The sequence below is a fragment of the Streptomyces sp. NPDC026589 genome (assembly GCF_040638385.1).
Classification (GTDB): Bacteria; Actinomycetota; Actinomycetes; order Streptomycetales; family Streptomycetaceae; genus Streptomyces.
This window is the reverse complement of sequence record NZ_JBEZYG010000006.1, coordinates 114,110-137,009: the sequence shown is the minus strand read 5'-3', so window position 1 is coordinate 137,009 and position 22,900 is coordinate 114,110. Positions and strand designations below refer to the sequence as shown.

Below are 22,900 nucleotides of genomic sequence, written 5' to 3'. Positions count from 1 at the left end.
GCGGGGATGGGTGGGTCGGCCGTGGCCGGTTCAGCCCCGGGTGAGGGCCGGGCGCTCAGCCCTTGGTGAGGATCGAGCGGCCGAAGAACAGCAGGTTGGCCGGCTTCTCCGCGAGGCGGCGCATGAAGTATCCGTACCAGTCGGTGCCGTACGCCGTGTAGACGCGCATCCGGTGGCCCTCGGCCGCGAGCCGGACGTGCTCGTCGCTGCGGATGCCGTACAGCATCTGGAACTCGTACTCATCCAGTTTGCGCCCGGCCTGGCGGCCCAGCTCCTGGGCGATGGCGATGAGACGGGGATCGTGGGACCCGATCATCGGGTAGCCCGCGCCCTCCATCAGGATCCGGGTGATGCGGACGTACGCCTTGTCGATCTCGGCCTTGTCCTGGTACGCGACGGAGGCGGGCTCCTTGTAGGCGCCCTTCACGATGCGTACACGGCTGCCCGCGGCGGAGAGCCTGCGGGCGTCGTCCTCGGTGCGGAACAGGTAGGACTGGATGACGCAGCCGGTCTCCGGGTGGTCCTTCCGCAGCTCCTCGTGGATGGCGAACATCGAGTCGAGGGTGGTGTGGTCCTCGGCGTCGAGGGTGACCGTGGTGCCGATGGCGGCCGCCGCCTCGACGACCGGGCGCACGTTGGCGAGGGCCAGCTCGTGGCCGCCCTCCAGCGCTTGCCCGAACATGGACAGCTTCACGGACATCTCGGCGCGGGTGCCCAGGCCGAGCTCCTTCAGACGCTCGACGAGCTCCAGGTACGCGTCGCGGGCGGCCTCGGCCTGCGCGGGGGTGGTGATGTCCTCGCCGACGACGTCGAGCGTGACCTCCAGCCCCTTGTCCGCGGCGTCCTCCACGATCGGCACGACCTGGTCGACGGTCTCCCCGGCGATGAAGCGGTCGACGACCTGCTTGGTGCCGGGCGCGGCCGAGACGAACCGGCGCATCTTGTCGCTGCGTGATGCGGCGAGAATCACGGGACCCAGCACGGGGCACCTCCACGAATATACGGACGAAGGGCCGTAACGGCACGAACGTGAACGGACCGGTACGGCACGGATAACCACCGTGAAATCTAGGGACCGCTCCGATCCTGTGCCATCGACACCTGTCACGCATCCGTGGCCGCCATCTCAGACATCTGTCTGAAGAAGGGCGCGAAGGGGTGCAGAATGGCGGAGTGACAGGCGATTACCAGGAACTGGTCGACGAGATCTCGGCCCTCCTCGACGCCCCGGCCACCCTGGAGAACCGGGATTTCGGCCTGGTCGCCTTCGGAGCCCACGACAGCGACGACGACTCCGCGATGGACCCGGTCCGCACCCGGTCGATCCTGACCCGGCGCTCCACACCCGCCGTGCGCGCCTGGTTCGAGGGGTACGGCATCACCCGGGCGACCGGTCCCGTGCGGATCCCCGCCGCCCCCGAGGCCGGGGTGTTCCGGGACCGCATCTGCCTTCCCGTACGCCATCGAGGTGTCGTCCTCGGTTACGTCTGGCTGCTCGACGCCGACCCCGGCCCGGCCGACGGGCAGCTGGCCGCCGCGATGGAGGTCGCCGCCCGGATCGGGGCGCTGCTCTCCGACGAGGCGCGGGCGGGCGCCGACCTGTCGCGGGAGTTCGGCGCGGTGCTCACGGCGGGCCCCGGCCGGCAGCGCGACACCGCCCTCGCCGCGCTGGGCGAGGCCCTGGGGCCGGACGCGGAGGGGCTGCACACGGTGGTCTGTGTGACCCCGTGGGGGGACGACACGCCGTCGGTACGGGGGGTGGGCTCGGCGGCCGCCCTGGCGACGGTCGCCGCGCCGGGGGGAGCCGGGCCGCCGGCGCTGGCCGCGCTCGTCCGGCTGCGCGCGCCGGACCGCCTCGATCCCGCCATGAGCGCCGCGGACCGGTTGCGCACCGATGCCGGCCCGGCCGCCACCGGGGGGATCGCCACGCCGCGCCGGGGCCTGGACGAGCTGCCGGTCTCCTGGCGCGAGGCCACGGCGGCGGCCCGCGCGGCACGGGCCGAGACCCGCCTCGGCCCGGTCGCCCGGTGGTCGGCGATCGGCCCGTACCGTCTACTGACCGCCCTCCCGGGCACCGGCGAGGACCCCGGGGACCCGGCGGTCGCCCCGCTGCTGACCTCGCCGCACCGGGAGCTGGCGCACACCGCCGAGGTGTTCCTGGACTGCGCGGGCCAGGCGGGCCGGACGGCCGCCGCGCTGGGCATCCACCGCCAGACGCTGTACTACCGGCTCTCCCGGATCCAGCAGATCACCGGCCTCGACCTGAACGACGGCGAGGACCGGCTGCTGCTGCACATGGCGGTGAAGCGGGCCCGGCTGTAGGGGGCCGGGGCCAGGATCGGCCGGGCCGTGCGACGGCGGGTCAGCCTGCCGGGGGTCGCCAGGCGGCTTCGGCGTCCTGGGCGGTCGGGAAGGTGGGGAAGACCTGGTCCAGGCCGACGATGCGGAAGATCCGGCTGACACGGTCGGGGACCGCGACCAGGACGATGCCCGCCTCGGCGGCGAGGGCGTGGTTGCGGGCGGCGATGAACACGGTGAGGCCGGTGGAGTCGCAGAAGGTGAGGGCGCCGAGGTCGAACACGAGCTGCTGGCCGGGGCTCAGGCTGAGAGCCGGCAGCGCGGCGCGGACATCGGGTGTGGTGTGGTGGTCGAGGTCTCCGGTGAGTTCGATGACCGGCCCGGCCGGGGTGGTGCGGGTGCTCAGGGTCAGGTGCTTGGTCACTGATGCTCTTCACTGGGGGGCCGGGGCACATGGATGGCCAGGACGGCGGTGTCGTCGTCGACGCCGGTGCCGAAGGTGTCGAGCAGGGCGCGGACCGCGGTGATGGTGTCCGGGGCGGTGGTGGGGGCAAGGGCTCGGCCGAAGTCGAGGAAGGCGTCGTCGCCGTAGCGTGCTCCGCCGCCGGTGGCGGCGTTGGTGTGGGCTTCGGTCAGTCCGTCGGTGTGCAGGAGCAGGGTGTCGCCGGGGGCGAGGTGGATGGTGGTGGTGGCGATGTGGGCGTTCGGCAGGACGCCGATGAGCTGTCCGCCGGGAGTGGGCAGGAAGTCGGCGGTGCCGTCGGCGCGCATCAGCAGGGCCGGGGGGTGGCCGCCGCTGGCCAGAGTGATCTGGAAGCCGCCGTGGAGGAGGTCCGGGGTGAGCAGGCCGAAGACGACGGTGCAGAACCGTGGGTCGGAGCCGTGGTACTCGTGGTTGAGGACCGTGTTGAGGTTGCCGAGGACGGCGACGGGGTCGGGGTCGTAGACGGCCGCGGCGCGCAGGGTGTAGCGCGCCAGCGAGGTGACCGCCGCCGCGGCGGCTCCCTTGCCGCAGACATCGCCCAGGAACAGGCCCCAGGTACCGGCTGCCAGGGGGAAGAGGTCGTAGAAGTCGCCGCCGACCTCGTCGACGGAGGCGACGTGGTAGTACGCGGAGACGTCCAGGTCGGGCACGTTCGCCAGGACCGGCGGCAGCAGGCTCCTCTGCAGGGTCGTGGTCAGAGCCTGGAGGCGGTCACGTTCCCGGTCGGCGGCCTGACGGGCGCGCAGCAGTTCGGTCTCGTATGCGCGGCGGTCGCGGGCGTCGAAGACCGTGGTGCGGACCAGCAGCGGCTGTCCGTCGCTTCCCGTCTTGACCGTGGAGGTGACCAGGACCGGCAGTCGGGTGCCGTCGGCGGCCTTCATCTCCAGGGCGATGCCGCTGATCTCCCCCTGCATCCGCAGCATGGGGGCGAAGTGCGTCTCGTGGTAGAGCCGGCCGCCGACGGTGAGCAGGTCGGAGAAGTGCTTGCGGCCGACCAGGTCCTCGCGACGGTAGCCGAGCCAGTCCAGGAGGGTGGTGTTGGCCTTCGCGATCCGGCCGTCGAGCAGGGTGGAGAGGTAGCCGCAGGGCGCGTGCTCGTACAGGTCCTCGGCGCTGTCCTCCAGCAGCGCGGAGAACTGTGCCCGGTCGTCCACCGGCCCCTCGTCCCTCGTTCCACCGTGTTCCTCGTCGTCGGTCCTGCTCATCAAAGGGTGTCTCCCGCGAAGGCGGCGATCGCCGCAGCGGTCTCCTCGGGGGCGGCGAGCTGGGGGCAGTGCCCGGTGGCCTCCAACGTGACCAGCCGACTGCCCCGTATCCGTGCGTGCACGAAGGCGCCGACCTCGGGCGGGGCGATCGCGTCGCTGGAACACTGGGCGACCAGGGTGGGCACAGTCACCTTGCCGAGGTCTGCGCGGTTGTCGGACAGGAACGTCACGCGGGCGAAAGCCCTGGCGATCTCCGGATCGGTACGGCAGAAACTGCTCGTGAGCTCCTCGCCCAACTGGGGGCGTTCCGGGTTCCCCATGATGACCGGGGCCATCGCACCCGACCAGCCCAGGTAGTTGGCGTCCAGCGACTCCAGGAGCTCGTCGATGTCCTCGGCGCTGAACCCGCCCCGGTAACCGGTGGCGGGGTCGTCGATGAAGCAGGGTGAGGGGGCCAGCAGCACGAGACCGGCGAACGCCTCGGGCTCCTTCGCGGCGGCCAGCACGCCCATCATCGCGCTCACCGAGTGCCCGACGAACACCACCGGGCCCAGCGCCAGCTCCCGGCACAGCTCCAGGAGGTCGGCGACGTACCCGTCCAGGGTCGAGTACCGCTCCGGGCTCCACGCCGACAGATCCGAGTTCCCCGAGCCGACGTGGTCGAAGAGGACCACGGTGAAGTGGCGCTCCAGCTCGGGCACCACGAGACGCCACATGTTCTGGTCGCACCCGAACCCGTGCGCCAGCATCACCACCGGCCCGTCGGCCCGGCCGCTCACCCTTACGTGGTTCCTGCTCAGCACGTCCATGCCGTACATCCTCGCAGGCCGCCGAGCCGCCCGGTCCGCTACCGCCCCCGCTGTGCGACGCCTCCCCCTGCCCGTCGGAGCGGCCCGCCCCAAGGGGGTGCCGGGCGGGCCCGGCCGGAGGAGGGACCGGCGGGCCCGGCCGGAGGAGTGTCCGGAAGGCCGGTCCTTCACTTGCCGAAGCGGCGTTCCCGGTTCGCGTACGAGCGCAGCGCGCGCAGGAAGTCCACGTGCCGGAAGGCCGGCCAGTAGCAGTCCACCCAGTGCATCTCGGCGTAGGCGGACTGCCAGAGGAGGAAGCCGGACAGCCGCTGCTCCCCGGAGGTGCGGATGATGAAGTCGGTGTGGTCGGCGACGGGTGAGTAGAGGTGCCGGGAGATGTCGTCGATCCCGAACCGGGCGGCCAGTTCGGCCGCGTCGCCGCCGGCCGCGATGTGCTCCTCGAAGGCGCTCTTCACGGCGTCGACGATCTCGCGCCGGCCGCCGTATCCGACCGCCACGTCCACCTTGAGGCCGCCGCGCCCGGCCGTGGCTGCGGTGGCCTCCTTGAAGACCCGGGCGCTGGCGCCGGGCAGCATGTCGAGCGAGCCGATCGCCCGGACCTCCCAGTCGCGGCCCTCGGCGGTGATGTCCCGGACGGTCTCCTCGATGACCTCGATCAGCGGGCCGAGCTCTTCGGCGGGGCGGCCCAGGTTGTCGTCGGAGAGCATGAAGAGGGTCACGTGCTCGATCCCGGCGGCCGTGCACCAGCCCAGGAACGTGGTGACCTTGGCGCCGCCCGCCCGGTAGCCCTCCCGGACGTCCGTGTGCCCGGCCTTCCGGGCCCAGCGCCGGTTGCCGTCGACCATGATCCCGACGTGCTGGGGGCGCGGCAGGCCGACCAGGGTGGCGGCGAGCCGGCGCTCGTACACCGCTTCGATCGGCCGTCGGAGGAACAGGGGAAGCAGCTTCATGGACCCACTCCATCACAGGACCGCCCGTGCCGGAGGACCCCGCCGACGGTCCCGGACGCCTCCGGCCCGTTCCGGCCGGTCCTCACAACGGGCTCTCCCCGTCATCCGGTTCGGTGATCGGGCGGTCGCTGACCAGGGCGGCCAGCACCAGCGGCGCGTCGCCGTCGCTGTGCCCCACGGTCAGGGCGGCCCACCGGCCGCCGGGGGCGAGAGGCCCCCAGACCACCAGGTCTCCGTACAGGTCCTCGGCGAACAGCGCCTCGAACAGCGGCTCCACGGGCGCCCCGGCCTGCCACCGCAGCAGCGCCACATGCAGCCGCACGGGCCGGTGCGGGCCCCAGCGGTCACCCAACGCCCCTGCCAGCACTGCCAGATGGTCCTCGGCGGCCTCCACCGCTTCGTTCCACTCGGGGGCGTACACACCGGTGAGGGAGTGGCCCTCCCAGAGCGGCACGATCCGGAAGCCCTCCCCGCCGGTGACCGTCCACTCGCCGGTGGCCGGGTCGCCCTCGGCGGCGGTGGGGCCGGTCGCCGGTACGGGGGCGGCGAGGAGCTCGGTCACCTCGGCCGCCGCGCGCTCCGCGTCGAACTCCTCGCCCGCGCGGGAGGTCACAGGACCGCCCGGTCCATCGGGCGGGGCAGCGGAGCCAACGCCCCCGCCTCACGCAGCCGCTGGTACACCCGCACCACGCCCGCACTGTCGCCCGGGGCCGCGATGCTCAGCAACTCCCCGCCGCCGGGCAGGGGTTCACGGACCATCCCCAGTCCTTCGGGGACGAGGGCGGCGCGGGCCGGGGAGAGATAGCCGGCCCGGCCGACGACCGGGTCGCCGACGGAGTAGCCGGCGTCGTCCTCCAGTGCGTCCAGCACGTCGTCGTCGTTCACGTCGCCGAAGTCCGGTTCCCATACCCGGGCGACGAGCGACAGGAGCGCCTCCTCGGGGACCACGGCCTCGTCCGGGACGTGGAGGATGATCGCGAGCGACTGGAGCAGGAACTCCGACGCCCCGCCGGCCACTCCGCTGACCTCGGCCTCCCAGCCGCGCGCCCCGGTGCCGACGAGCCGCAGTCCGGTGCCGGTGAGGTCCGACCACTCGGCCGCGCTCTGGGCCGTGCGGACCGCGCCGAGCAGGGCGTCCCCGCCGGGGGTGAACGCGGTGGCGGGGCCGTTCCCGTGGACCTGACTCCAAGCGTCGACCGCCTGCGGGACCAGCTCGGCGAACCCGTCGAGGGTCCGCAGCCACCGGTCGGCAAGCGCCTCGACCGGCTCCGGCCGGGGACCCCAGAAGCCCCGCACTACACGTCGCATGCTCGTCTCTCCTCCGTCGGCCGGCCCACAGCGCGCGGTCCCCCGACCGGACGGCGGCCGGGATCTCACCACGCGTGCAGGCTACTAGGGCCTGTCGTCGAAGTGCCGTCGTCGCCCGGCAGGCGGCAGTTCGACGGCAGGCCCCAGAAAGCGCGACGAAAGCACTGGCTGTGCGTACAGGGGGCAGCCCCCAGAGGGCGGTTCGCGGTCTTCGAGCGTCTCCGTCGCCGCCTGATGGTGTGGGTGCGGGGCCGAATCCACCAGTCCGCAGTCGCTTGTCTGCTGGTGTGATGATGCGACCGAACGCAAGCCCTACCCCGGCGACTTGTCCGACGCGCAGGGGGCTCCGATCGAGCCGGTGATCACCGCGTGGACCGAAACCGACCGGCCAGCGGCCACCAGGACGCCTACGCGATGCGGGAGATCGTCGACGCGATCCTCCACCAGGGCCGGATGGGCTGCCAGTGGGCCTGCCTCCCGCACGATCTGCCGCCGAAGAGTGCGACGCCTCCGGAGGAAGTCACGCCGCACGCGAGGATCCTCGAACCCGACCACGCCTTCCTCGGCGCCCTTCGCTTCCGCGACCAGGGCGCCGCTGGCCCGGCGACTGTGGCCGCGCTCCGCCCGGATCCGCCGCCCGGCAATCGGATGGGGCCGCTGTGGACACCATGCGACGGCCTTGTTGCGTTGCGTGTAGCAGAAGTTGACTGAGCGTCACTTCTGTGGCGCTTGTATGACATCACCTTGTTCGCGCTTGCTCGTCCGGAACACGCGGCGGCATCGTCGGATGCGGCGCACAGAACCCTGTACGCCGCATCCCCCGACGCGTGAACCTTCCGACGCGTCGCTGTTCGAGGAGACCTCTTCATGACAGCAGTACGCACGACCAAGCGACGCATCGCCGGTGTGGTGGCCGCGGCCACCACACTGGCACTCGCCGTCGGCGCAGGTGCGGCCTTACCTGCGCAGGCGGCTCCCGCACCCGAGGGCAGAGTCCTGCACGCCGGTGCTGCCGGGGCGATTCCCGGCAGCTACATCATCACCCTGAAGGAGACGGCCGGTCTCCGAGCGTCCGCGGCGCAGGGCAAGAAGCTCATAGCGAGCTACGGCGGCCGGATCGAACGCACCTACACGTCGGCGTTGAACGGTTACGCCGCCGAGCTCAGCAGCACCGGGGCCAAGCGGCTCGCCGCCGACCCGGCGGTCGCCTCGGTCGAGCAGAACCAGAAGGTCCACTCGACCGCCACCCAGACCAACGCGCCCTGGGGCCTCGACCGGATCGACCAGCCGAACCTGCCGCTGAACGGCACGTTCACCTACCCGGACTCCGCCGGTGTCAACACCACCGTCTACGTCCTGGACACCGGCGTGCGCATCACGCACCAGGACATCGTCGGCCGGGCCTACAACGGCTACGACTTCGTCGACAACGACAACGTCGCCCAGGACGGCAACGGCCATGGCACCCACGTCGCCACGACCGCCGCCGGAACCGTCTACGGCGTGGCCAAGAAGGCCAAGATCGTCGCCGTGCGGGTCCTCAACAACAGCGGTTCCGGCACCACCGCCGGAGTCATCGCGGGTGTCGACTGGATCACCGCCAACCATGTCGCCTCCTCCGTCGCCAACGTCTCGCTCGGCGGCGGCCCCAGCACCACCCTGGACAACGCGGTGCGCCGGTCGATCGCGTCCGGAGTGACGTACTCGATCGCGGCGGGCAATTCGAACGCGCCTGCCTCCGGCTTCTCGCCCGCCCGGGTGGAGACCGCGCTCACCGTCGGCGCCACGACCAGGACCGACGCCCGGGCCACCTACTCCAACCACGGCCCCCTCGTGGACCTTTTCGCACCGGGGTCCGACATCACTGCCGGCTGGGCGACCTCGGACACCGCCACCTACACCGGCAACGGGACGTCCTTCGCCGCCCCGCACGTCGCCGGCGCGGCCGCTGTCTACCTGACGAACCACCCGGGCTCCTCTCCGGCGGCCGTGGGCACGGCCCTCGTGAACGGCGCGACCTCCAACGTCCTCACCGGCGTCGGAACGGGCTCCCCGAACAAGCTGCTGAGGCTCGTTCCGTAACCGCAGAAGCAACTTGACGCGGTGATCGACGGCCAGGCACGGACACGGCGACCTCGCCGGGTCCGTGCCTGGCCCGAGCCGTCCGCCCGCCGGCCGGCGCGCGGGGTGCGTTCGCGATCCGCATCCGCACCGCTGCCCGGCGTGGCCACACGGTCGAGAGCCTTGCCGCCTCCGTTGACATCCTCCGGCGGGCCCGGGAAGAGCTTGTGCGTACCGGTCTCATCCACTCCGTGGACAGGTCGTCGGTGTTCACGCTCTTCCTGAACTGCCCAGCGTCAGAAGTGCCGGCCTGTGCCGGCTGGCTCCGGCCCAATCCCCCCGCAGTCGCCGACAGACGCCCTCGAGTGAGCACGCGCTTCGGCTCATCAGCTCGGAACGGACATCGGCTCACGGACCGTCCTCGTAGAGTCCGGCCACGTGACCGACAGCGTTACGTCACGGGTTGGTGCCCGTGCCGGCCACTCTGGCCTGGTCGCCGGTCGGGAGTTGCCTGACCGACCGCTTCGGCTTCCACGCCTTCAGCGGGCCTCGGCCGGAGACCGACGGAAACCGGTTCACCGGCCACGCGTTGACGGCAGCGACACGCCCGGCCACCTCGTAGCGGACCGCGAGCGGACACGCCCCGGCGGACCAGACCAGGATCGGCAAGGCTCTCTCCGGGCTCGCGGCCTTCCGCCCGGGTGCTTCCGCCCGGCGCGGCCTACTCGTCGAACGCCCCCGGCTTCCTGGTGCTGTCGTTGGGCTTCGTCGGGCTGTGGACCACCTTGACCGGCAGCCCTTCGTCCCGGAACGCCTTGCGGGCGGCCTTGGCGACCTCCGGGTCGGAGAAGTGCCACTCCACGCTCCGGCCGCCGGACGCCTCCACCTGGGAGCGGGCCTCGGTGACGAACTTGTCCTTGCCCGAGGGGGTGAGGGCGCCGCTGTCGGACTTGGACAGATAGCTGCCGTAACCGTTCTTGGCCTCCAGGAAGGTCTGCCGGGAGGAGTCCCAGCCGTCGTACTCCACCGCCGGCTTGCCCTCCCTGGGATGCGGCACGACGTACTCCTGGCCCCGGTTGGTACCGGTCACCTGTTCCTGGTAGCGCAGCCAGGACTCGTTCTTCCAGTTGGGCTCGGGGTTGCGGTCCCGGCTCGCCCAGTAGCCGTCGCCCTCGTCGGCGTCCCCGAGCGTACGGTCCTTGAGGTCGTCGGCCCAGGACGGCGGGTTGTAGTTGCGCGGGTCGGAGGTGTCGTTGCGCTGCGCCTCCGGGTACTTCTTCTTGTCCACCTCGGCCCTGCGCGCCCGCTCGGGTTCCTCCAGCCTCTTCTGCTCCAGGTGGGCGGCCCGCTCGGCTGCTCGCGCCCGGGCGGCGGCCGCCTTGGCCGCCTCGTCGCACCCGCCGTCTCCGAGGACGATCCGGTCCGGGGAGCCGCCCGCCAGCACTCCGGTGCCCGCGCCCGGGACACCGGTGGCCCCGCCCTCGCCGTACCGCACGCGCGGCGGGCCCGAGGCGATGGCGCAGCCGGTGCGGCGGGCCGCGTCCTCGGCGGTGTCCGCCGCGTCGTCGGCCTCCTTCGCCGCCTTCCGCACACCGTCGAGGTCGCCGGCCTCCGCCGCCTTGCGGGCCCTGCGGGCCGCCGCCCCCGCATCGTCCGCGGCCCTCGCCACGGCTCCGGCGACCTTGCCCAGCACACCGAGCTTGCCGACCTTGCCGACGACCTTCCCGACGTTGTAGCCGGGGATGAAGATCGAGCCGACGTTCCAGATCACGTCGGTGACGGCCCGGGTCTTCTCGCCGTTGTTCCAGCGCTCGCGGACCTCGTCCCCGACGAACACGTCGTCGCCGACCGTGACCACCGTGCCGACGGACGCCTTGCCCCAGTCCAGGAGCGCGCCCAGGTAGTCGCCGTCCGCCCACTTGTCGCCCGCGCCCGAGGAGTCCTTCGTCCACTGGTCGCCGAGTTGCCTGCCGTAGTCCGCGAGGCCCGACCAGGTCTCCGGCTTGAACAGGTCGATGATCCCGGTGATGTCGCCCCAGAGCCCGTCGACCACGAGGCCCTTGACGACCTGCGTCGTACGGTCCCAGGCGCAGCCGAAGAAGCCCCAGCCGCCGCAGTCCTCCTGCTCCTCGGCCTGCTCGCCGCCTCCCTCGCCCTCACCGTCGTCGGACGCCTGTACGTCGTGGGCCGCCTCGGGCTCCTCGTTGTCGTCGGGGAAGGTGTCCTCGCCGGTGCCGGGGCGACCGGCGTCGTCGGGCCCGCCGGTGCCGCCGCCCGTCGTGGTGGAGCCCGAACTCTCGCCGCCGCCGGTCCCGGCCGTACCGCCGGAGCCCTCGGTACCGCCCGAGCCCTCGGTACCTCCGGTGCCGCCCGGACCTCCGGTGGAGCCGGTGCCTCCCGTACCGCCGGTGGCGTCACCACCGGTGGCCCCCTCCGTGGACCCTCCGGTGACGCCGCCCGTGGTCGTCGCACCGCCGTCGGCTCCCCCGTCCGTACCGCCGTCGGCGCCTCCGGCCGCGCTCCCCGACGTACCGCCGTCGGCCCCTGCGTCCGTACCTCCGTCGGCTCCCCCGTCCGCACCGCCGTCCGCACCGCCGTCCGTACCGCCGCCAGGGCGGTCGCCCGCCTCGACGGAGCCGCTGCCCGGGGAGACCGGGCAGGAGCTGCCGGTCAGCGAGCAGATCGCGGACTGGAGGCCCTCGGTGATCCGGCCGCCGAGGCCGCCCACGGTCAGGGCCCCGATCAGCGCGACGACGATCAGGACCAGGCCCAGGTACTCCAGGGCGGTCTGCCCCCGGTCCCGCTTCCAAGTGATCATGTGCGGGAGCGAGAACTTCGGCGGCTGCCCCCGTTCGCCGGGCGGCAGCCGGAACCACGCCCGGCTCCCCGCGCGGCTGATCAGGACGGTGATCAGCACCGGCAGGACCAGCTGGGTCAGCCCGTCCGGCGACCCGTCCCCGAGGTTGGCGAGACCCCCGAGGATCAGCCACGCCTGTACGGCGACGATGCCCCACCGCACACGCGCGCCGCCGGTCCTGACGTGCCGGGCCAGCAGCGCCGCGAGCACCCCGGGCACGGAGGCGTACAGCAGGATGCCGAGCACCTCGGCGCCCATCGCGTCCGCGGCGAGGGCCGAGCCGGACAGGCCGACCGCCCCCAGCACCGTCGCCCCGAACAGCACGAGGAGCAGCACGCGGACCAGGACGAGCGGGCGCGGGAGTTCACGCCGCGGGGCGGCGGCCGGAGCCGGGCCTCCCGCTACGGGTATGCCACCGACAGCAGACATACGTGATCCGACCCCCGGCGCCCATGAGTGACATGACAACAGGTCACCCTAGGGGCGGGGACCCGCCACGTCGTGGGCCCCAGGACCCAACCCCGGGCCCACCCGGAGGGGTTGACCGGACCGCGGAAAGCAACGTACCCGGCAGCGGGGCCGCTCGTACGGAACGAGCGGGCCTGCTACCGGGTACGGAGCGGGGTCGTGCGGCAGTGCGCCCGTGTCAGCCGGTGAGGCTCACCAACGTGTCCGCGTCAGTCGGTGAGGTTCACCGAGCGGGCCGAGGACGCGCCGATCTCCTCGGAGATCTCGGTCAGCACCGGCTGCGGGACGGTCTCGTCGACGGTCAGGACGACCAGGGCCTCGCCGCCCTCGGCGGCCCGCGACACCTGCATGCCGGCGATGTTCAGCCCGGCCTCGCCGAGGATCTTGCCGACCGCTCCGACCACACCGGGACGGTCCTGGTAGCGCAGGACGACCATGTGGTCGGCGAGCGCCAGATCGACGTCGTGCTCACCGATGGCGACGATCTTCTGGAGGTTCTTCGGGCCGGCCAGCGTGCCGGAGACCGCGACCTCCTGGCCGTCGGAGAGCGTGCCGCGCACGGTGACCACGTTGCGGTGGTCGGGCGACTCGGAGCTGGTGGTGAGGCGGACCTCGACACCGCGCTCCTGCGCGAACAGCGGGGCGTTGACGTAGGAGACGGTCTCGTCGACGACGTCCTCGAAGACGCCCTTGAGCGCGGAGAGCTCCAGCACCTTGACGTCGTGCTGGGTGATCTCGCCGTACACCTCGACGTCGAGCCGGGCCGCGACCTCGCCCGCGAGCGCGGTGAAGATCCGGCCGAGCTTCTCGGCGAGCGGCAGGCCGGGGCGTACGTCCTCGGCGATGACGCCGCCCTGGACGTTGACCGCGTCCGGGACCAGCTCGCCCGCCAGGGCGAGGCGGACGGACTTGGCGACCGCGATGCCCGCCTTCTCCTGCGCCTCGTCGGTGGAGGCGCCGAGGTGCGGGGTACATACGACCTGGTCGAACTGGAACAGCGGGGAGTCCGTGCAGGGCTCCTTCGCGTACACGTCGAGGCCGGCGCCCGCGACGCGGCCCTCCTTCAGCGCGGAGGCCAGGGCCTCCTCGTCGACGATCCCGCCGCGCGCGGCGTTGACGATGCGGACCGAGGGCTTCACCTTGTGCAGCGCCTCGTCACCGATGAGACCGAGGGTCTCGGGGGTCTTGGGCAGGTGCACCGTGATGAAGTCCGCGACCTCCAGCAGCTCGTCCAGGCTGAGGAGCTTGACGCCCATCTGCGCGGCGCGGGCCGGCTGGACGTAGGGGTCGTAGGCGACGATCTTCATGCCGAAGGCCGACATGCGCTGGGCCACCAGGACGCCGATGCGGCCGAGGCCGACGACGCCGAGGACCTTCTCGCTGAGCTCGACCCCGGTGTACTTGGAGCGCTTCCACTCACCGTTCTTGAGCGCGCTGTTGGCCTGCGGGATGTTGCGCGCGGTGGCCACCAGCAGACCGCAGGCCAGCTCGGCCGCGGTGACGATGTTGGAGGTGGGGGCGTTGACGACCATCACGCCGGCCTTGGTGGCCGAGGAGACGTCGACGTTGTCGAGACCGACGCCGGCGCGGGCCACGACCCGGAGCTTCTTGGCGGCGGCGATGGCCTCGGCGTCGACCTTGGTGGCGGAGCGCACCAGGATGGCGTCGACGTCGACGATCGCGGGGAGAAGCTCGGCGCGGTCCGCGCCGTTGCAGTGCCGGATCTCGAAATCCGGACCCAGGGCGTCGACCGTTGCGGGCGACAGCTCTTCAGCGATGAGTACGACAGGTTTCGAGCTCACGTGAGTCCTCACAAGTCCAGTGCGGACGGCCGTCCCGACGGCCGCAGGCGGTGGAGGGGCTAGCCGCGTGGAAGACGCACGACACTGTGGGCCCTGACGCGTGTATCTGTGGAGAAGTGTAGTCATGCGACGCGCCTCGTACCGCGCCCCGGTGGAAGGATCACCCGCACGAGGGTGGACGTGGTGGACACCCGTACGGAACTGCCCCTCCGGTACCCCCGTACGGAGCGGCTTCTCCGGTTCACCGCGGAGCGGGGCGGGTCCTCCACGGACCCGCCCCGCTCCCCCGAGGCCTAGGCCTCTTCGTCGTTCACCCAGCTCATGAGCTTGCGCAGCTCACGGCCCGTGGTCTCCAGCAGGTGGTCGCTGTCGGCCTTCTTGTACTCGTTGTACTTGGGCAGACCGTTGTGGTACTCCGCCATCCACGCGTTGGCGAAGGTGCCGTCCTGGATCTCGGTGAGGACCTTCTTCATCTCGGCCTTGGTGTCGGCCGTGATGATGCGCGGGCCGGTGACGTAGTCGCCCCACTCGGCGGTCTCCGAGATGGACCAGCGCATCTTGTCGAGGCCGCCCTCGTACATGAGGTCGACGATGAGCTTCAGCTCGTGCAGGCACTCGAAGTACGCGATCTCGGGCTGGTATCCGGCCTCGGTCAGCGTCTCGAAACCGGCCTTGACCAGGGCGGCGGTGCCACCACAGAGGACGGCCTGCTCACCGAACAGGTCGGTCTCGGTCTCCTCGGTGAAGGTCGTCTTGATGACGCCGGCGCGGGTGCCGCCGATGCCCTTGGCGTACGAGAGGGCGAGCTCCAGGCCCTTGCCCGAGGCGTCCTGCTCGACGGCCACGATGCAGGGAACGCCGCGGCCCTCCTCGTACTGACGGCGGACCAGGTGGCCGGGTCCCTTCGGGGCGACCATGCAGACGTCGACGCCGGCCGGCGGCTTGATGAAGCCGAAGCGGATGTTCAGGCCGTGGCCGAAGAACAGCGCGTCGCCGTCCTTGAGGTTGTCCTTGACGGACTCCTCGTAGACCTGGGCCTGGATCGGGTCCGGGACGAGGATCATGATGACGTCGGCCTCGGCGGCGGCCTCGGCCGGGGTCACCACGCGCAGGCCCTGCTCCTCGGCCTTGGCCTTGGACTTCGAGCCCTCGTGCAGACCGACGCGGACGTCGACGCCGGAGTCGCGGAGCGACAGCGCGTGGGCGTGGCCCTGGCTGCCGTATCCGAGAACCGCGACCTTGCGGCCCTGGATGATGGACAGGTCGGCATCGTCGTCGTAGAACAGCTCGGCCACTGGGTCTTCTCCTTGGTGTGCAGGTGTTGCGTCCCACCGTACGGCGGGGGCGTCGTGTACGTGATCGGGTCTCGCCATGCGAGCGGCGCGGGGGCCGCCCCCCGTTCCGCCTAGGCGGAGCGGTCGAGGGCGCGCAGGGACCGGTCGGTGATCGAGCGCGCGCCGCGCCCTATGGCGATGGTGCCGGACTGGACGAGCTCCTTGATGCCGTACTGCTCCAGCATCTTGAGCATCGCCTCCAGCTTGTCGGCCCCTCCGGTCGCCTCGATCGTGACGGCCTCCGGGGAGACGTCGACGGTCTTGGCGCGGAACAGCTGGACGATCTCGACGATCTGGGAGCGGGTCTCGCTGTCGGCGCGGACCTTCACCAGGACGAGCTCCCGCTGGATCGCGGCGGCGGGCTCGAGTTCGACGATCTTCAGGACGTTGACCAGCTTGTTGAGCTGCTTGGTGACCTGCTCCAGGGGCAGGCCCTCGACATTCACGACGATGGTGATGCGGGAGATGTCGGGGTGCTCGGTGGTACCGACCGCGAGCGAGTCGATGTTGAAGCCGCGTCGGGAGAACAGCGCGGTGATCCGGGCGAGGACACCGGGCTTGTTCTCGACCAGGACGGAGAGCGTGTGCTTTTCGGACATGGAGTCGTTCTCTCTCTGTCTCTCAGTCGTCTTCGTTGTCGCCGAAGTCGGGGCGGACGCCGCGGGCGGCCTGGACCTCGTCGTTGGAGGTGCCCGCCGCGACCATCGGCCAGACCATGGCGTCCTCGTGGACGATGAAGTCGATCACGACGGGGCGGTCGTTGATGGAGTTGGCCTCTTCGATGACCTTGTCCAGGTCGGCCGGGTCCTCGCAGCGGATGGCGTAGCAGCCCATCGCCTCGGACAGCTTGACGAAGTCCGGGACGCGGGTGCCCTTGGCCGGGACGCCGTCCGTGTCCGCGCCGGAGTGCAGCACGGTGTTGGAGTAGCGCTGGTTGTAGAAGAGGGTCTGCCACTGGCGGACCATCCCGAGCGCGCCGTTGTTGATGACGGCGACCTTGATCGGGATGTTGTTGAGCGCGCAGGTGGTCAGTTCCTGGTTGGTCATCTGGAAGCAGCCGTCGCCGTCGATCGCCCAGACCGTGCGGTCGGGCATGCCGGCCTTCGCGCCCATGGCGGCCGGGACCGCGTAGCCCATCGTTCCGGCGCCGCCGCTGTTGAGCCAGGTGGCGGGCTGCTCGTAGTCGATGAAGTGGGAGGCCCACATCTGGTGCTGGCCGACGCCCGCCGCGAAGATCGTGCCCTCGGGGGCGAGCTTGCCGATGCGCTGGATGACCTGCTGCGGGGAGAGGCTGCCGTCCTCGGGCAGGTCGTAGCCGAGCGGGTAGGTCTCGCGCCAGCGGTTGAGGTCCTTCCACCATGCCGCGTATCCCGTTCGGGCGGCCTCGCCGGTGCGACCCTCGGTGTGCTCGGCCTGGACGGCCTGGACCAGGTCGGCCAGGACCTCGCGGGCGTCGCCGACGATGGGGACGTCCGCGGTGCGGTTCTTGCCGATCTCGGCCGGGTCGATGTCGGCGTGGACGATCTTGGCGTACGGGGCGAAGCTGTCCAGCTTGCCGGTGACGCGGTCGTCGAAGCGGGCTCCGAGGGCGACGATCAGGTCGGCCTTCTGCAGCGCGGTGACGGCGGTGACCGCGCCGTGCATGCCCGGCATTCCCACGTGCAGCGGGTGGCTGTCGGGGAAGGATCCGAGCGCCATCAGGGTGGTGGTGACGGGCGCTCCGGTCAGCTCCGCGAGGACCTTCAGCTCGGCGGTGGCGCCGGCCTTCATGACGCCGCCGCCGACGTACAGCACGGGGCGCCTGGCCTGGGTGATCAGCTTCGCGGCCTCGCGGATCTGCTTGGCGTGCGGCTTGGTCACCGGGCGGTAGCCGGGCAGGTCCTGGGTGGGCGGCCAGCTGAAGGTGGTCTTCGCCTGGAGGGCGTCCTTGGCGATGTCGACGAGGACCGGTCCGGGGCGGCCGGTGGAGGCGATGTGGAAGGCCTCGGCGATGGTGTGCGGGATGTCCTCGGCCTTGGTGACCAGGAAGTTGTGCTTGGTGATCGGCATCGTGATGCCGCAGATGTCGGCTTCCTGGAAGGCGTCGGTGCCGATGGCCTTGGCGGCGACCTGGCCGGTGATCGCGACGAGCGGCACGGAGTCCATGTGCGCGTCGGCGATCGGGGTGACCAGGTTGGTGGCGCCGGGGCCCGAGGTGGCCATGCAGACGCCGACCTTGCCGGTGGCCTGCGCGTACCCGGTGGCGGCGTGGCCGGCGCCCTGCTCGTGGCGGACCAGGACGTGACGGACCCGGGTGGAGTCCATCATCGGGTCGTAGGCGGGGAGGATCGCGCCGCCGGGAATGCCGAATACCGTGTCGGCGCCGACTTCCTCGAGAGAACGGATGAGGGACTGCGCGCCCGTGACGTGCTCAACGGTGACGGACGGCTGTCCGCCGTTTCGGGCGCGCGGCTGCGGGTGGTGGGCCCCGGTGGCCTGCTCGGTCATCGGCATTCTCTTCTCGAAGCTGAGGTTTTTCGCGGGTGTTTTGCAGCGGTTTGAGCGGTGTCAGTGCAACAAAAAACCCCTCGTGCCGTGAGGCAAGCGAGGGGAGCGCGCCGGGTGCGGTCGCAGAGTGTCGTGGAGTGACTCTGCTTCAGCCGACGCGCTTTCCAAGTACGAGAATTCGGGTGCGCATGGCATTGACCCTCTCTCCGGCACGCATGACGTGTCAAGTGGGTGGGACGGGCGTCTCAGCATGTGATCCGGTGAGCAGGGGAATCGATCCGCCCGCCATCACCGGCCGGGGGCTCGGGATGCTCGGTACGGGGAACTCCCCCCGGACCAGGGCGCGTCGCAGCCGGTACTCGTCGAGCGGGCCGGAGAAGGCCATCCCCTGGCCGTGGGTGCACCCCATGGCGCGCAGGGCGAGCACTTGCTCGGGGACGTCGACCCCGTCGGCGACGGACTGGAGGCCGAGGTCGCAGGCGATCCGCAGGAGACCGCTGGTGATCTTGTGCAGCCGGGCCGATTCGACCACCCCCTCGACCAGGTTCCGGTCGAGCTTCAGTACGTCGATGGGGAGCCGGCGCAGCGCGTTGATCGCCGCGAAGCCGCTGCCGAAGCCGTCGAGCGCGATCCGTACACCGAGGCGGCGCAGGGCCACGAGGCGCTGCTCCAGGACGTCGAAGGAGACGCGCGGGTCGCTGTCGGCGACCTCGATCATCAGGGCGCCCGAGGGCAGGCCTTGGCGGGTCAGCAACGCCTCGATGGAGCCGGGGGGCGAGGCCGCCTCCAGCAGCCGGGCGGCGGAGAGCCGGACGGAGACGGCGACGGGGTGCCCGGCCCTGGCCCGGTCGGCGGCCTGGGCCACCGCCTCCTCCAGGAGCCAGCGGCCGAGCTCGGCGGTGCGGTCGTCGTCGCCGGAGACCCGGAGGAACTCGGCGGGGGTGAACAGGATGCCCTGGGCGGACCGCCAGCGGGCCTGGGCGGCGACGGCCGCGACGGACCCGCTGGCGAGATGGACGACGGGCTGGTGGAGCAGGGCGAACTCGCCCTCGCGCAGGGCGGTGCGCAGCCGGGTGGCCAGCTCGGAGCGGCGTACGACGTCGGCCTGCATCTGCGGGGCGTACAGCTCGACCCGGTCCTTGCCGCCGGCCTTGGCGCGGTACATCGCGAGGTCCGCGTTGCGCATGAGGTCGGTGGGGCTGATGGCGGGCTCGGCGAAGGCCACGCCGATGGAGGCGGCCACCCGGACCTCGCTGGGGCCGATGCGGTAGGGCTGGGAGAGGGTGAGGCGCAGCCGGTCGGCGATCTCGTGGACCTGGTACTCCCGGGCGCCCTGGTCGCGGGTGCCGTCGCCCATGATGAGCGCGGCGAACTCGTCGCCGCCGAGCCTCGCCGCGGTGTCGCCGGCCCGGACGGAGTCCTGGAGGCGGCGGCCGGCCTGGACGAGGAGTTCGTCGCCCGCCTGGTGGCCGATGGTGTCGTTGACCGCCTTGAAGCCGTCGAGGTCGATGAAGAGGACGGCGGTGCCGGGGTCGCCCGAGCGGCGGCCGCCGAGGGCCTGTCGGACCCGGGCGGTGAACAGGGCCCGGTTGGGCAGGTCGGTGAGCGGGTCGTGCTCGGCGTTGTGCTGCAACTGGGCCTGGAGCCTGACCCGTTCGGTGACGTCCCGGCTGTTGAGGAGGAGGCCGCCCTGGTGGCGGTTGACGGTGGACTCGACGTGGAGCCAGTCGCCCGTGCCCGAGCGGAAGCGGCACTCGATGCGGGTGGTGGGCTCCTCGTGCGGCGGTGCGGCCAGGAAGCGGCGCACCTCGTGGACGAACCGGCCGAGATCGTCGGGGTGGATGATCGAGGACAGCTCGGACCCGACGAGGCCCTCCGCCTCGCGCCCGTAGACCCCGGCGGCGGCGGGGCTGACGTAGCGCAGGGTGCCGTTGGGCGCGGCGATCATGATGACGTCGCTGGAGCCCTGCACCAGGGAGCGGAAGTGGTTCTCCTTCTGGGCCAGCTCCTGGGTGAGGGAGATGTTGTCGAGGAGCATGATGCCCTGCCGGACGACCAGGGCCAGGACGACGGTGCAGCCGGTGAAGATGACGACGTGGTCCACCCGGCGGCCGTCGACCACGTTGTACAGGATGCCCAGGGTGCAGACGGCGGCGGCGAGATACGGGGTCAGGGCGGCCAGCGAGCCGGCGATCGGGCGGCTGGCGATGGCGCGCGGCGGCCCGGGGCGGGCGGACGGCCCGGCCCCGCTCCGGGCGCCCCAGGGGGCGTAGGCGAGGAGCAGCGACCCGGCGAACCAGCCGGCGTCGAGGAGTTGGCCCGAGTGGTAGGTGGAGCGCAGCAGCGGCGAGGTGAACACCGCGTCGCTCAGCACGGTGAGCGCGAGGGCGGCGATGGCGGTGTTCACCGCGGTGCGGTTCACGCCTGCCCGGCGGAAGTGCAGGGCGAGCACCATCGAGACGAGCACGATGTCGAGCAGCGGGTAGGCCAACGAGAGTGCCGCGGGCGCGACGCTGGTGTCCTGGACTCCGGCCAGGTGCGTGGTGTGTGCGAGGGCGAGGCTCCAGGCGAGCGTCAGCAGGGAGCCGCCGATCAGCCAGGCGTCCAGGGCCAGGCACACCCAGCCCGCGCGGGTGACGGGCCGTTTGGCGAGCACGAGCAGTCCGACGATGGCGGGCGGCGCGAAGCAGAGGAAGAAGACGTCGGCGAGGGAGGGTGTGGGCACGGGGACGCCGAGGATCACCTCGTACCAGCCCCAGACGGCGTTTCCGCAGGCCGCCATGGCGGAGGAGAGCGAGAACAACAGCCAGGCGGGGCGCAGCCGGCCCCTGACCGCCCGTGCGTAGAGGAAGCAGGAGACGGCGGCGACCAGGGCCGCCGCGGCGAGACCGAAGTCCCCCATGATGACGGCGACCCGCGGTGAGCCCCAGCCGAGGGCGGCGCCCACCGAATATCCGGCGCAGACGACGCCGAGCAGGATCCGGGACCGCAGTCCCGTGGTGCCGGTGGCGGACCGCGGGGCGAGCAGGGCCCCCAGCGCGCTCACCGGAGGGCTCCCCGCCCCGGGCCCACCGGGCAGGCGCTCCCCGGCGCCCGGCTCCTCGGCGTACGGCACCGAAGTGCCAGGCACCGAGGAGCCAGGCACTGAGGTACTCGGCACCGAGGCGCCCGGCCCTTCGCGGGGGCTCTCCGGCGCCGCTCGCTCCGGCCCGGCCGCGGCGGCTTCGGCGTTGCCGGTCCGGGGCGGGAATCCGGCCACCGGCGCGTGTTGTGCTCCATCGGCGCGGGCGGCCGCGACCGTCCGCTCGTCCGCGTCGGATCGTCTCTCCATGGCCAGCACATCGCCCGTCGCCCCCTCGCGTTCCGGTGCTCCCCCCCGCGCCGTCCCTTCCACGGCGCAGCCCCCCGGATCGGACGATACACCAGATCCGTCACTCAGGGCCATAGATTCTCTACGCTCCGTGACGAAGTGCGAGGTGAGCGGCACCGCGTGCATCCGGACCACCCCGTAGCGTGGCCGCTGCGGCGGGGTCAGCCGGTGGTGGTCACGACGTTGCGCACCGGCTCTCCGGCGGCGAACCGGGTGAGCTGTGCGGCCAGCAGTCGCTTGGCACGCGGTTCGAAGGCCGAGGTGCTGCCGCCCACGTGAGGCGTGATCAAGACATTCGGAGCATGCCAGAGAGGATGGCCCTCGGGCAGGGGTTCCGGGTCGGTCACATCCAGTGCGGCCCGCAGTCGTCCGGATTCCAGTTCGGACAGCAGGGCCTTGGTGTCGACGACCGGGCCGCGGGCGACGTTGACGAGGAGGGCCCCGTCGGGCATCGCGGCGAGGAAGTCGGTGCCCACCAGCCCCTGCGTGGACGGGTTCAGCGGAGTGGAGAGGATCACGACGTCGGCCTCGGGCAGCAGGGCGGGCAGATCGTCGAGCGTCTGTACGGGACCGCGTGCGGTGGTCCGCGCGGAGCGCGCGACGCGCGCCACCCGCGCGCACTCGAAGGGGGCGAGCCGGTCCTCGATGGCCGAGCCGATGGATCCGTACCCCACGATGAGGACGGACCTGTCGGCGAGCGCCGGGTAGAAGCCGGACCGCCACTCCTCCTTGTCCTGGCCGTGGACGAATCCCGGGAACCCACGCAGGGACGCGAGGATCAGGGCGAGCGTCAGCTCGGCGGTGGACGCCTCGTGCACCCCCTTGGCGTTGCAGAGGCGTACGCCGGCGGGAAGCACTCCGAGGCCCGGCTCCACATGGTCGATGCCCGCGGAGAGCGTCTGCACCACCCGGACGGCGTTCATCGAGGCCAGCGGGCGCACCGCGACCTCGGAACCCTTCAGATAGGGAACGACGTAGTAGGCGCAGTCGGCCGGGTCGCCCGGGTAGTCCGGTTCACCGTCCCAGAAGAGGTAGTTGAGGCCCTCGGGCAGGCCGTCGATCTCCTCGGCCGGGTAGGGCAGCCACACGTCGGCAGTCGTCGCAGTCATGGTCAGGAGGCTATGCGACAGATGTGCGAGCGCTCCAGGGGTGCGCCCGGGGCCTTCACGCGAGCGGCGCCGGCGCGGTCGCAGAACGAGGGCCCGCACTCCGGCGTACAGGGGGCGACGTCCGCCGACCGGAGCGGGGAGCGCCCGGTGAGGCGGGAGCCCGGTCGAGGCATTACGGACGGTGTCGCGGTGACAGTAGAGGGTCTCGGCGCCCGCCCTGGCAGGTTGCACAAACTCCGCCGTCGGTGATTGCCGCGACTGCGCAGAGACGACGCGGCGTTCGTTCCCCCAGGATGTGCGGTCAAACACCTAGGTGATCCGGCCGCGTCCACCCGGTTCACCTTCACGTCAGGAGTCA

Annotated in this window: 17 protein-coding genes and 1 pseudogene; 3 read left to right on the top strand and 15 right to left on the bottom strand. The window is 71.8% G+C overall.

The features are described from left to right. Positions 1 to 55: 55 nt before the first annotated feature. Complete coding sequence (locus tag AB0F29_RS12510; RefSeq protein ID WP_361870696.1) at positions 56 to 982, bottom strand: proline dehydrogenase family protein; 927 nt, start codon at positions 980 to 982, stop codon at positions 56 to 58. Positions 983 to 1,173: 191 nt separating this feature from the next. Here AB0F29_RS12510 and AB0F29_RS12505 point away from each other — a divergent pair, with 191 nt between their 5' ends. Continuing rightward, positions 1,174 to 2,322: a helix-turn-helix domain-containing protein gene (locus AB0F29_RS12505; protein ID WP_361870693.1), complete on the top strand. Its 1,149-nt coding sequence runs from the start codon at positions 1,174 to 1,176 to the stop codon at positions 2,320 to 2,322. 40 nt (positions 2,323 to 2,362) lie between these two features. On the opposite strand, the gene AB0F29_RS12500 is transcribed toward AB0F29_RS12505, so the two are convergent. The 6 genes from AB0F29_RS12500 to AB0F29_RS12475 all read right to left on the bottom strand — a co-directional run bounded on the left by AB0F29_RS12500 (position 2,363) and on the right by AB0F29_RS12475 (position 7,054). Next, positions 2,363 to 2,722 carry an STAS domain-containing protein gene (locus tag AB0F29_RS12500; RefSeq protein WP_361870691.1) on the bottom strand — a complete coding sequence of 120 codons (360 nt, stop codon included), beginning with the start codon at positions 2,720 to 2,722 and terminating at the stop codon, positions 2,363 to 2,365. After that, complete coding sequence (locus AB0F29_RS12495) at positions 2,719 to 3,987, bottom strand: SpoIIE family protein phosphatase (protein WP_361870690.1); 1,269 nt, start codon at positions 3,985 to 3,987, stop codon at positions 2,719 to 2,721. Before AB0F29_RS12495 ends, AB0F29_RS12500 begins: the two co-directional genes overlap by 4 nt. Further along, a complete protein-coding gene (locus tag AB0F29_RS12490) occupies positions 3,987 to 4,796 on the bottom strand; it encodes an alpha/beta hydrolase (RefSeq protein ID WP_361870688.1) in 810 nt (269 codons plus the stop codon). The genes AB0F29_RS12495 and AB0F29_RS12490 overlap by 1 nt, the downstream gene beginning before the upstream one ends. A gap of 167 nt (positions 4,797 to 4,963) precedes the next feature. Then, entirely contained in the window at positions 4,964 to 5,746 is a 783-nt protein-coding gene (locus AB0F29_RS12485; RefSeq protein WP_361870686.1) for an isoprenyl transferase, read from the bottom strand. An 82-nt stretch (positions 5,747 to 5,828) separates the two neighbouring features. Further along, the gene (locus AB0F29_RS12480; RefSeq protein ID WP_361870683.1) at positions 5,829 to 6,359 is read right to left on the bottom strand and encodes a hypothetical protein; all 531 of its coding nucleotides are present in this window, start codon (positions 6,357 to 6,359) and stop codon (positions 5,829 to 5,831) included. After that, positions 6,356 to 7,054, bottom strand: a complete 699-nt coding sequence (locus AB0F29_RS12475) for a hypothetical protein (RefSeq protein WP_361870681.1) — start codon at positions 7,052 to 7,054, stop codon at positions 6,356 to 6,358. Before AB0F29_RS12475 ends, AB0F29_RS12480 begins: the two co-directional genes overlap by 4 nt. A 325-nt stretch (positions 7,055 to 7,379) precedes the next feature. Here AB0F29_RS12475 and AB0F29_RS12470 point away from each other — a divergent pair. Together AB0F29_RS12470 and AB0F29_RS12465 are read left to right on the top strand one after the other, a co-directional pair. Then, positions 7,380 to 7,561 (top strand): annotated as a pseudogene (locus AB0F29_RS12470) (transposase); the annotation flags it as partial. 360 nt (positions 7,562 to 7,921) lie between these two features. Beyond that, complete coding sequence (locus AB0F29_RS12465; protein ID WP_361870678.1) at positions 7,922 to 9,136, top strand: S8 family peptidase; 1,215 nt, start codon at positions 7,922 to 7,924, stop codon at positions 9,134 to 9,136. 435 nt (positions 9,137 to 9,571) lie between these two features. Here AB0F29_RS12465 and AB0F29_RS12460 read toward each other — a convergent pair whose 3' ends face one another. The 8 genes from AB0F29_RS12460 to AB0F29_RS12425 form a co-directional block, all read right to left on the bottom strand. Then, a complete protein-coding gene (locus tag AB0F29_RS12460) occupies positions 9,572 to 9,784 on the bottom strand; it encodes a hypothetical protein (protein ID WP_361870675.1) in 213 nt (70 codons plus the stop codon). A gap of 52 nt (positions 9,785 to 9,836) precedes the next feature. Beyond that, complete coding sequence (locus AB0F29_RS12455) at positions 9,837 to 12,401, bottom strand: Tox-REase-5 domain-containing protein (RefSeq protein ID WP_361870672.1); 2,565 nt, start codon at positions 12,399 to 12,401, stop codon at positions 9,837 to 9,839. 248 nt (positions 12,402 to 12,649) lie between these two features. Continuing rightward, positions 12,650 to 14,242, bottom strand: a complete 1,593-nt coding sequence (gene serA, locus AB0F29_RS12450) for a phosphoglycerate dehydrogenase (RefSeq protein ID WP_361870670.1) — start codon at positions 14,240 to 14,242, stop codon at positions 12,650 to 12,652. A 293-nt stretch (positions 14,243 to 14,535) separates the two neighbouring features. Further along, complete coding sequence (gene ilvC, locus AB0F29_RS12445; RefSeq protein ID WP_018960076.1) at positions 14,536 to 15,537, bottom strand: ketol-acid reductoisomerase; 1,002 nt, start codon at positions 15,535 to 15,537, stop codon at positions 14,536 to 14,538. 110 nt (positions 15,538 to 15,647) lie between these two features. Further along, entirely contained in the window at positions 15,648 to 16,175 is a 528-nt protein-coding gene (ilvN, locus tag AB0F29_RS12440; protein ID WP_003966072.1) for an acetolactate synthase small subunit, read from the bottom strand. 22 nt (positions 16,176 to 16,197) lie between these two features. Beyond that, entirely contained in the window at positions 16,198 to 18,069 is a 1,872-nt protein-coding gene (locus AB0F29_RS12435) for an acetolactate synthase large subunit (RefSeq protein WP_361870666.1), read from the bottom strand. A gap of 217 nt (positions 18,070 to 18,286) precedes the next feature. Next, entirely contained in the window at positions 18,287 to 21,109 is a 2,823-nt protein-coding gene (locus AB0F29_RS12430) for an EAL domain-containing protein (protein ID WP_361871139.1), read from the bottom strand. Between the two features lie 485 nt (positions 21,110 to 21,594). Further along, positions 21,595 to 22,542, bottom strand: a complete 948-nt coding sequence (locus tag AB0F29_RS12425) for a 2-hydroxyacid dehydrogenase (RefSeq protein ID WP_361870664.1) — start codon at positions 22,540 to 22,542, stop codon at positions 21,595 to 21,597. Positions 22,543 to 22,900 lie beyond the last annotated feature (358 nt).

Excerpts from the sequence above, each read along its gene's own strand:
- AB0F29_RS12495 (WP_361870690.1), bottom strand. The coding sequence starts at position 3,987 with ATGAGCAGGACCGACGACGAGGAACACGGTGGAACGAGGGACGAGGGG.
- AB0F29_RS12435 (WP_361870666.1), bottom strand. The coding sequence starts at position 18,069 with ATGCCGATGACCGAGCAGGCCACCGGGGCCCACCACCCGCAGCCGCGC.
- AB0F29_RS12475 (WP_361870681.1), bottom strand. The coding sequence starts at position 7,054 with ATGCGACGTGTAGTGCGGGGCTTCTGGGGTCCCCGGCCGGAGCCGGTC.
- AB0F29_RS12465 (WP_361870678.1), top strand. The coding sequence starts at position 7,922 with ATGACAGCAGTACGCACGACCAAGCGACGCATCGCCGGTGTGGTGGCC.
- AB0F29_RS12455 (WP_361870672.1), bottom strand. The coding sequence starts at position 12,401 with ATGTCTGCTGTCGGTGGCATACCCGTAGCGGGAGGCCCGGCTCCGGCC.
- AB0F29_RS12490 (WP_361870688.1), bottom strand. The coding sequence starts at position 4,796 with ATGGACGTGCTGAGCAGGAACCACGTAAGGGTGAGCGGCCGGGCCGAC.
- AB0F29_RS12485 (WP_361870686.1), bottom strand. The coding sequence starts at position 5,746 with ATGAAGCTGCTTCCCCTGTTCCTCCGACGGCCGATCGAAGCGGTGTAC.
- ilvN (WP_003966072.1), bottom strand. The coding sequence starts at position 16,175 with ATGTCCGAAAAGCACACGCTCTCCGTCCTGGTCGAGAACAAGCCCGGT.
- AB0F29_RS12425 (WP_361870664.1), bottom strand. The coding sequence starts at position 22,542 with ATGACTGCGACGACTGCCGACGTGTGGCTGCCCTACCCGGCCGAGGAG.